This is a genomic window from Photorhabdus kleinii, assembly GCF_025384885.1.
In the GTDB taxonomy this organism is placed as follows: Bacteria; Pseudomonadota; Gammaproteobacteria; order Enterobacterales; family Enterobacteriaceae; genus Photorhabdus; species Photorhabdus kayaii.
In genome coordinates this window covers 1-10,208 of record NZ_JAJAFY010000080.1, presented here as the reverse complement: position 1 = coordinate 10,208, position 10,208 = coordinate 1, and the positions used below count along the sequence as shown (strand labels likewise).

Here is a 10,208-nt window from a genome sequence, read left to right as displayed (position 1 = left end):
TTAAATAAAAGTGAAATAGCTATTATTCTACAACGTGAAATAGCTAAAGCTAAAAGGGATAAAGTACTGAGTGATAAACATGAGTTTGATGATATTTATTTATCTCAGCCGATTTATAGGCAAATGTATCATATAATATTTACCAATAAATCTAGGGATAAACTCAGTTTCATAACAACGACTTTAGCTTCAGATGATGAATGTTCTATCGGTATAGAAAATATTTATCAAATTTCAAAGGAAATAAAAAAATATTGATGCTGGATTTATTTAAAAGCCGCTTTCATTGTGGCGGCTTATTATTTGACAATTCAAAGTATAAGGCGCACTTGTATTGAGTTGATATCCATATTGGGTGGAATAATTCTTTCTGAATAAGAAATTATTATGTTTTTATTTTACAACAAATAATTAATTTGGTCATTATTCCTTATTCATGCGTAGTGAGTACTCTCTGATTAAACATTTTCATGATTAGGTATATTGATATGCTGATAATCATAAATAAAAACACTTTTAACGAAAAATTATATATAATAATGCTGGGTAAATATGAGATTGATATCCACATTAACATTGAAATAGCTATTAAGATAATTGAAATTAATATTTTGTGTGAGGTTTTTATCTTTTCGTTAGAGTAATTAATATCCTCTGGTTTATATTCGCTTATCAATATATTAAATGCTCTGCTAATATTAACAGATATGCTTATTAACGTAGTAACTAGAATTATTATCATAACGTAATCCACATATCTAAATAATGGATTGTTGAGATTAAATACGGTCATAAAAATAATATATGCAATGAATATATTTGAACAAATAATTTCTTTCCTAAATGCTCCTTTTATTCTAATCTGTGACTGACTGCCTATCCCAATAAGGCTATTTTATTTGCCATTTTGAACCTGGGCAGTGCTCAAAATCCTCACGTACTACGTGTACGCTCCGGTTTTTCCGCGCTGTCCGTGTTCAAACTGCCTGCAACAATTACGCCTATTGGAATAGGCATTTATAGTAGTTCTTATGTTCTAAAGTTTGCTTGTAAATTCTAAACATCATTATATTCCCAAGTCATTTGTTGATTTTTTAACATTATAAAAAACCATTAATATGGTCAATGAAAATTATTAAGATATTCGATATGAATGAAAATAAAAAGATCCCTCATTTGAAGGATCTTTTATAAAAGAAAAAATTAATCAGATTTACGATTGATTATTTCGCCATTAATCGTACTACTTTCGGTTTCATTACTATAAGTTTTCACCAAAGGTATTTTACCGGACAATACACCTTCCTGAACTGCCTTAACAATTCCGCTCACAGAATCAGGTAATGCAACGTTACCGCCTTTACTATTGTCATAACTAGTAACAGATTGTTGTTCCACACTTTGGGTATTAAGAATGACATTGCCTTTCTCGCTACCAATCTGCCCGCCAATCAGATGGGTATTTCCTTTTACATCTAAATTAACCCCTTGATTACCGGAAATAGCCGATTGTTCGCCGACATTTTCCCGATCTTTAATATCAACATTACCTTTGAGTTTACCTGTAACCCCATTAATCCCTTTAATATTATTAAGACTATTAAATGCAGAGGTTAATCTGTCCTGCCATCCTTTCGGTTGTGGCTCTTCGGTTGGGTTTTTAGATGGATCATCTGTCAATACCTCATCTTTCGACACATCGTCTTTAGGCGAATCATCCTTAGTTGCTTCGTCTTTAGGGATATCGTCACTTTTCACTTTGGATTCTTTCGTGTAGTTAATGCCAGCATCAACACCGGCATTTAACCCATGTTCAGTATCTTTACGGCTTTCAACTCGTAGATCACCACCGATACTGCCTTTTACCTGATCCGCCTCTATCCGTGCTCCGGCAACCGTCGTATTACCGCCGCTGTTGATCACGACATTTTCACCTTTAATATGGCTATTACGTTGGGTTGTTGCTTGCAGACGATCAATACCTACTTTGACTTCCCCGCCAAGGCTCTGTTTTGTGGTGGTTGTTGTACTGTCATCTTCCGCTTTCTTGATCGAGCTTGTATTCCCCCCATTGCCTTTCAGGTTAAATTCCCAGCTATCGTTGTTAACGCGGTCCTGAGCAGATACCAGTTCAACATTACCTTGTTTAGCGTTCAAGTCGATTTGCTTACCGGTCACTTGAACACCTTGCAACGTCAAGTTATTGCCCGCACTCAGGTTGACACCTCGCTTACCGCCAATTTCACTTACCTGAGCTGTGGTACTATTTTTGCTATCTGTGTTGTAACCGCCGCCAAGACCGATATGAACATTCTTGCCCTCTGGCGAGTTTCCCCCTTTAGCAGATGCTTCTCCGTTATAACCGGTTGCTGTTTTCGTCGTGCTATTGGTGGCATTATCAAAACGGATATCACCTTTAGCATCTATATTGGCTTTGCCAGCGCCAGTATTCAGAGATGTGCCTTGATATTCAGCATCCCTTTCGACGCGGATATTAATGTCATCCGCAGCGGTAATCCGGCTAGTGACTGCTGTGGTAGTCGCAGTATGGCTGCTTTGTGTGCCGCCTTTGCCTTTACCATTACCGGAGATATCTTCACCGGTGGTGGTATAAACACGTAGGTCAGCATTGCCGCGGGTTTCACTGTGGCTGCTTTCGTGGTGATTCTGTGCTGCTTCACTGTTATGGCTACCGGCAGTCAGTGTAACGTTACCTTTATCAGCACGATATTGAGTACCCTGATCATACAGTTCGCCATTGGTTCTGATAACAACATTGCCGGCCTGAACAGAGGTCACAACCGCTTCGGACTTTTTATCTACGGTCTGGCTGCTACTGCCGTTGGCGGCAATATCTACTCCGAAATTAGGTGTTCCTTTTTTGGTTAAAGTGCTATCCAGCGCAGACTTAGCGGGTTCTTTAACCACTTTCTCAATTGGTCGAGTAACAGCGCTATAATCGACATTGACGCCAATATCCGTGCCAGCCTGTAGTTTGCGATTGGTATTTGATTCCGTATTCGATACGGCCAGATTGCTTACCTTACCTGCCTCAGCAGTATAAGTGCCATTGACTTTATGGTTCGCCCCTTCCTGAACCAATTCGCCGTTGGTTTTAATGTTCAAATTACCTGCGATTTGAGAACCGGAAACAACGGCAGTCGTACTGGTATGATTGTTATTGTTACCTTCATAGTTACCATGAATACCAGAACCAAATTTATCAACTCCTCCGGTAAGGTAACCCCCAACGTACGTTTTACTCTGAGATTTCTCTTCGGATTTTTTATTATCCGCAGCTAACAGATGAACATTCGCGCCGGTGATCTTAGTATCACCTGTAGTCGTCACCAGATTGGAACCACGCAGGGTGACATCTTTATCAGCATCGATAGTCATGCTATCTCCACTCAACGTGGAAGCTTGCTGTGTTATCGTCTGATTTTTTTGACTGTTACTGGTATGCTCAATACCTATTCCGGCACGATACTGTTTGTCTCCCTTTGGTTGGAAGTGGCTTTGTGGCTCCAGAGAGGTGCTTTGTTTATCAACTTGTTTCTGTTCGCCATAAGAGAGCACCTTGATATTACCGGATGTGTTCAGGCTAAGTGCGCCGGTACTTTGCACCTGGCTGCCAATAATCTTGATATCTTCATCACTGAGTAATTTGAGATCTGCTTCAGAAACCAACTCGCTGCCGTGAGATTTCTGTTGCTGGCTATTGGTTCTTTTTGAACCGCTAGTGATGTTGAGTACAGTGCCTGTTCGCTCATCAACTTTGTGATTGATATGACTGACCGCATTATCGATGGTTAATTCGCCACTATTAGCATTTACAAAAGCCCCTTGGACCGCCTTCACTTTGCTGCCGGTAATGGCGATACCCTCATAGCCTGACAGCAATAAACGCCCATTGGCTGTCAATTCAGATGCATGGTTGGTTTCTTTCAACTCACTGTTGTCTTTATTCCCGCCGCCGCCGACACCTCCCCAGTATTTTTTATCATCACGTACAGCCCGGCTATCAGCCGTTTTCTGAACATCGATTTGCAGTTGTTTACCGGCTTCTAATGTCAGATTTTGACCTGCATGGACTTTCGCCCCAAGAATTTCAGCTTGAGTTCCTGCCTTAATATTAAGATTAGTTCCTGCTTGTAATTCACTGGCGATCAAACGCTCGGTCTGTTTACTCTCTTCCCAACTTCCGGTCTGCAATTTAGCCGTGTGATTTTTTTTGTGACCTGTTTCCGAGCTTTTTTCTGTCTCAGTCAGACCGGCAATTTGAATACCTTTTTTCGCTGTAACCGCTAGCTCACCTTTAGCATCTATTTTGCTGCCAAGGATCTTAACGTCACCTTTCGTCGCATTTAAGCTCGCATTTCCTTTGGTTTGGATATTGTTTCCTGCCTGATGCAGTTTTTCACTTTCCTGAGTGACCTCATGGCGCCAGGAATAACCCTGTTGGTTATTAATATTTTTAGTGGATTGCTTTAATTGTTGCCCATCTAAAGTGAGATTAGCACCACTCAGATTCACATCATCACCTACGATATCCGTGGCTGTAATCCGGTTATTACTATTGGCGACTAATGAAATATTTTTGCCTTCAAGCTTAGTACGAGTGAGTGACTGACTGCTTTTACTATCATTGGTATAAGAACCGCTGAAATAGCTTTGGTAATTATTGCTACCATCACGGCTATATGATGATTCGCTGACTTTACCTTTTACCTCAATATCATTACCCAAGAGATCAACATTCCCACCTCGTAGATGTGCTGCTTCTAAATTGAGATTGCCGTGGGAATCAACAATAATCTCATTACTGGCAGTAAGAGTACCTTGTAAATTAACTCCACTGCCTTTTGCGGTATTGAGTAGACGGATACGCCCGGCTTGCATACTCCCCAGATAATAGCTGTCCAGCACACCGGTTAACGCTTGCTGAGAATCAATGAGTTCTCCTGTGGCTGAGGTTTTATTTTCACCACTGATTGCATTAATCTCTTTTTGAGCGGTGACTGGGCCCCGGTTATCAATTTTCGGGGCGATAAGATCAAGGATCGCATTGGCGATTAAACCATCCGATTTAATTTTCAGGCTATTCTGATTGTTAAACGTACTGAAACCTTGCAAATTACCTTGTTCTACCAATGGATTACCCACAACCAGAGAAGCACGGTTAGTATTGATAAAACCACATCCATTACAGGTGATGCCGTTCGGGTTTGCCAGTACATAATCTGCTGCTATACCAAACACCTCCTGCTGACCTAATAACAGGGAAGGGTTCCTGCTGATAACTTCATTCAGAATCAGGCTAGCAGCTTGACCATTCAAATTAGGGTTAGCGGTAAGCTGCCCCGCCAATTGTGATTGCCCTTCCTCTAGCCCATTATTTAGAACGACGCCCATCTGGCCAACGTTGTAATCCAGATATTGGTTATGTGACAGCCCGGAAGAGGAGGGCGTCACGATATTCACAACCGTTGCTTTACCTTCGGCAGCGAAAATATCGGGATGGTGTGCTGGGTCGCCGCCGCCAACGATTTCACTGGCAAAACTGGTAGAACAAGAGACAAGAATGATTGCCATAGAAGCGGCGAGCTTGCCGGTAGGGGATAACCTGAATTTTTTATTTTTCATACATTAATCTCTATCTATTTAGTTATATTATTGTGTGTACAACGTTAGGTACTGCTTAAAGACCATCAAAAGGTGTAAGAAAAACGGACTAGCACCTGAATGGACTCATCAGATGCTTGGCGATTGGAAAGTAACTTTCCTCGACTGGTTTCTAGATCGAATACCATGCTCTGGTATCTCAGCGTGGCGCCAGAACTGATTCCGGCGCTGCTTTGCCAGCCTTGTGGGCTGCGATATCCTTGAACCCGGCCAATATCAATACCGATACGCATTGATAATGTGCTGTTGGCGAGGGGAAACGTCCGGGACAGTGTATTTTGCAGATACCAGCCGTTATCCCCGGATAGCGTATTTTTGCTAAATCCCCGGACTGCATTCCGATCAGTGATATTCAGCCATTCGACGCCGGGCAGACCGCGGCGGTTGTATTGCCCATAAAACAGGTTATTGAGCTGATAAGGCGAGTTGAACAGCATAAAACGCTGATGTAGATTGACCATCAATTTGCCTTTGGTGAACTGCTTATCGAGATAAGCGGTTCCGGTTTGTGCTCCAAACCAAGACAAACCCTGTTCAACACTCAGATTGAGCGTGATTAATCCGGTTGGAATGATATGTAAATGATTAACACCGAGTTCAAAGACACTCAATGTTTGGCTACTGACACCAATCTTGGCATCGTTGATGTAATTATTGTAATTCTTGTAAGTTAATTGCCCGCTGACACTATTAATCTGAGATTGATTACGATAGAAGGCAAAATCGGAACGCATGCCGATTTGCTGAGTATCACCATAAATCTTTATCGTTCTCATTTGTAAATGGGGATGGCTGGCATATTGGGAATAACTACCGAACCCACTGAATGTTGCTGCGCCATAGGGCACTGAATAAAGCAGAGTATAAGCACGGCTATATCGGTTTGATGGGCTATCTAACGTACTACTGGCATTCAGACTGATGAAATCGGATAAACCAAATGGACTGTCAAAACTGGCATTGGTGCGGACCAACCATTTCCCAGTACTCTTTTGCCCATAATTATCAGTTTTGATATTCAATAACCAAGGCTTACTGCGCTGATTATGCAGTTTAATCACCGAACCGCCATTTACCGCTCCCGGTAAAATATCCAGGGTGGTTTTATTGGACTGTAGCCGGTTAGCCTGATCTAAACCCTGATCGAGTTGTGTGATATTGAGTGGTTGTTTTTCCAGACCGGGAAATAGCATCCTACTATTCACCCAGCGATTACCGCCTTCGATTTTTTCAATAAACCCTTCGATAACGTTTAGCCCTAACTCTCCATCGGTATTAGGCGCAATAAACTGAATACGGGCGGTGATATAGCCTTTACTGATATAAAGCTGAGTCAGTTCGTGGCTGAGCCGATTGATATCATGACTGCTGATACACGCCGGGGACAAAGCGCTGAGCGTACTTAAATCCCGAATTGAGAGCAGAGATATCCCTTTAAGGTAAACGCCGGTTAACGGCAGACATTGCTTAGATTCCGGCAATACCGACGCAGGCGTTGACTCAGGAACGGTATTAGCCTGCTGCTTTAATTGCTGATAGCGGCGTTGTTCTATCAGTTGGTTAATTTCCCTAGAACTATCTTGCAGAGTTCTTCTCGCTTCAGTCATTGGCAGATCATCATTTATCTCTGCTGGTGAGGCGATTATCTGAAAGGAAATACAACCTAATATGAGAATAGATATTCTTTTTATCATTAATTCACCGATAAGGATGATATTTTATTCCATAAAACATAAATATAGGGTGATAGCCTGATAGTAATGACATACATATTGGCTAATTTATTCGTTATTAAAGCACACTCCGGGTTATATCTTGCTCTGATTAGTGGATGACGTTTCTTTTATATCTCGATTTTCTATCAGAAATTTTAATTAGTTGGTTATTAGGATAATAATTAGTTAATAAGAGCACTTATTTTACGGCTTATTAATGAATTAACTTAAGTGGAATAAGTAACGGGTGGTGTTTTTTTAATAATAGATAAGGCTGTGCTAGGAAGATTTTTAAAGAAATTAAAGCTTAATCTAAGTAAGTAATAATAAGCTAAATTTTAATTCACTGTTATTTAGCTTGATAGACGATAATGTCAGATGTAATAGTTCCTGTAAGTTATTTTAGCTAAAGAAATAGATAATAGAAAGAATATCCTCTGAATTGATGACAGAATAATTGTCGGAAGATTGTTGAATTTATGGAGAGGAATAGAGTTTACTTGGGTGTTATAAGATTTTATTTATAAGGAAATAATATTATAATATAAATTAGTGTTTGTTACAGACATTTAAATAAATTGAAAAATAAAAATACTGGAAAATTATTTTGGTAATTTCCCAGTAGAAAATGACAATATACAAATGCTTAGCTATTAGTTACTTCAACATATGGATCATATCGATAATAACCTAGGAGCTTTTTACCGTCATAAGCGGCAAAGAACCATGTATATTGTTCTACACCTGGTTTATGAGCTGTTGCTTGGAAATAACTATCTTGAGATTCAACAAAAATTATCTTAGGTTCATCCTCATTTGCATTAATACCTGAAGGGACCATTGGAACTTTTTTGCCCATAGGGTTCTGTGACCATATTTGTGATGGGACAGAGATGACATCGTCTCCTATACTAAGCTTTTTGAATTTATACAATATAATCGTATAGTCGAAATTATTAGATACCGTTGTAGCCCTCCATCTAATATTTGCATTAATGGGAACAGTGACACGGGCACCAGATGAACTCGCCACTTTCAATCCGAACTCTGGAGTATAATTAGCTATATATACATGCTGACGGATAATTGTTGGATCTTTAGGGTCCAGAGAACTTTTAAGATTATTAGTACGAAGATATTCAATAATTGAATCAATATCAATAACAAAGGTTACATCAGCTGTAATAGAGTTCTTGGTTATAGCAATATCATCTTTACCCTGAATGACTTCACTCATCATAACACCTCTTACATATTTAAATTATTTATTGGGAATCGAAAGGTTATTTTGCTTGCTCATTATTATTATAATAACTTTCTTTTTATATAATTAACTATTAAAGTTGAAACAGCTACTGGTATAAAGCATAGTTTATATGGGAAAATTACTCATATATTTATTAGGTATTGCTTCATATAGTTCAATATTTTAGTTAATTTATTTTGTCAAAAAACAAAACATAAAAATTTTATATTAAGATATTAAATAATCATTTATATTTTATTGAGAGCAGTTTAAAATTCTTAATGTGGCTATAATATATTTTTATATATATTACTTTACCTGATTATTAAAATTTCAATCTTATTGATATAATTTCTTTTGTTTACGAAAAATACATTGTGGCTTATCAAATCTTGCTTCTGTATAACAGTAAATAATTATTTTCTTTATTAAGTGTAAATTTTGATACTATAATAAATATTAGGGTTCACTATCAATATTCTTAATTTTTAAGAGGACGTTGAATGAATATTTATCGACCATATACCTTACCCTATAATTTTCATAAATTAGACGTAGATGCACATTTTGTGGCTGAAATTTGTGAGCTTATTAACAAAATTTCGGGGTTTAGTTTGTTCTCCCTTTTATTAAAAGCGCGCTTTCCTATCTCTAACCGAGACGTGTATTTCTTTAATAATTATCATGAATCTTGGAGAGCCGTTTACATAGAAAAAAAGTATTGGATGATTGATCCAGTTCTAAATTTTCGACCTGTGCCGCCTTCTTTTTCAAAAATATGGGACTTGGATTTTTTTTCCAAATCTAATGGGCAAGAGCTTTGGTATGTGAATCAGAAATATGGATTTCGTTCTGGGATCACCTTTGGTCTTCCTGCATTTTCAGGAAGTTATGGAATATTTTCTGTTGCGGGAAAAGATGGGCCTATTGATAACGAGACAATGTATAAATGTAGTGGAGAAATTTTAGGAGTATATATTAGGATAATAAGATACTTAACATCACACACAAAGTATTTACAATCGTTCTATATCGATAATACCTCATTTTCACATAGAGAATTAGAAGTATTAAGGTATACCGCAGATGGGATGACATCAATTGAAATTGCATCAACCATTTGTGTCACTAAAAGTACAGTTGATTTTCACCTAATGAATATCGTTAAAAAACTGGATTGTAAGAATAAATTCCAGGCAATAGCTAAAGCTGCATTGCTTGGCTATATATAACTAATATAAATTTGCAATTATCAGATGATTATATTTTTTATCTTATAAATTAACTCAATGATTAATTCTATTGCTCAAATGGATTATTAGGAGAATTTGAACAAAAATTGAATTTTTACCTTCGTATCTTTATTGGTACCATTGTAAATAACCCGAATTCTGTTTAAACCGTCACTGAAAAATCGTCTTCTGAGTAGAAAACTTTCAGTGATGGTTTCTTCCATTTAAGGCAGTAAGCAATCAAACCGCCTAAAATGGTCAACATAAATCCTTTTATACTTCGGTGGCGCGAATGCTCTATTTGAGAAATGGTTTTTAATTGTCCATTAA

The 10,208-nt window shown here is 38.2% G+C and carries 4 protein-coding genes and 2 pseudogenes; 2 read left to right on the top strand and 4 right to left on the bottom strand.

Annotated features, from left to right (window positions below; genetic code table 11):
• Nucleotides 1-258, top strand: a pseudogene (locus LG003_RS21800) (hypothetical protein); the annotation flags it as partial.
• A 945-nt stretch (nt 259-1,203) separates the two neighbouring features.
• Here LG003_RS21800 and LG003_RS21795 read toward each other — a convergent pair.
• The 3 genes from LG003_RS21795 to LG003_RS21785 form a co-directional block, all read right to left on the bottom strand.
• Complete coding sequence (locus LG003_RS21795) at nt 1,204-5,646, bottom strand: hemagglutinin repeat-containing protein (protein WP_262981623.1); 4,443 nt, start codon at nt 5,644-5,646, stop codon at nt 1,204-1,206.
• Between the two features lie 65 nt (nt 5,647-5,711).
• Complete coding sequence (locus LG003_RS21790; RefSeq protein ID WP_262981622.1) at nt 5,712-7,379, bottom strand: ShlB/FhaC/HecB family hemolysin secretion/activation protein; 1,668 nt, start codon at nt 7,377-7,379, stop codon at nt 5,712-5,714.
• A gap of 667 nt (nt 7,380-8,046) precedes the next feature.
• Nucleotides 8,047-8,640: an inclusion body family protein gene (locus LG003_RS21785; protein WP_240002061.1), complete on the bottom strand. Its 594-nt coding sequence runs from the start codon at nt 8,638-8,640 to the stop codon at nt 8,047-8,049.
• A 509-nt stretch (nt 8,641-9,149) separates the two neighbouring features.
• On the opposite strand from LG003_RS21785, the gene LG003_RS21780 reads away from it, so the two are divergent.
• Nucleotides 9,150-9,878 (top strand): LuxR family transcriptional regulator, encoded by a 729-nt coding sequence (locus tag LG003_RS21780; protein ID WP_112878589.1) that lies wholly within the window; start codon nt 9,150-9,152, stop codon nt 9,876-9,878.
• A 163-nt stretch (nt 9,879-10,041) separates the two neighbouring features.
• On the opposite strand, the pseudogene LG003_RS21775 reads toward LG003_RS21780, so the two are convergent.
• A pseudogene (locus LG003_RS21775) lies at nt 10,042-10,208 on the bottom strand (IS982 family transposase); the annotation flags it as partial.

Excerpts from the sequence above, each read along its gene's own strand:
- LG003_RS21785 (WP_240002061.1), bottom strand. The coding sequence starts at position 8,640 with ATGATGAGTGAAGTCATTCAGGGTAAAGATGATATTGCTATAACCAAG.
- LG003_RS21795 (WP_262981623.1), bottom strand. The coding sequence starts at position 5,646 with ATGAAAAATAAAAAATTCAGGTTATCCCCTACCGGCAAGCTCGCCGCT.
- LG003_RS21780 (WP_112878589.1), top strand. The coding sequence starts at position 9,150 with ATGAATATTTATCGACCATATACCTTACCCTATAATTTTCATAAATTA.
- LG003_RS21790 (WP_262981622.1), bottom strand. The coding sequence starts at position 7,379 with ATGATAAAAAGAATATCTATTCTCATATTAGGTTGTATTTCCTTTCAG.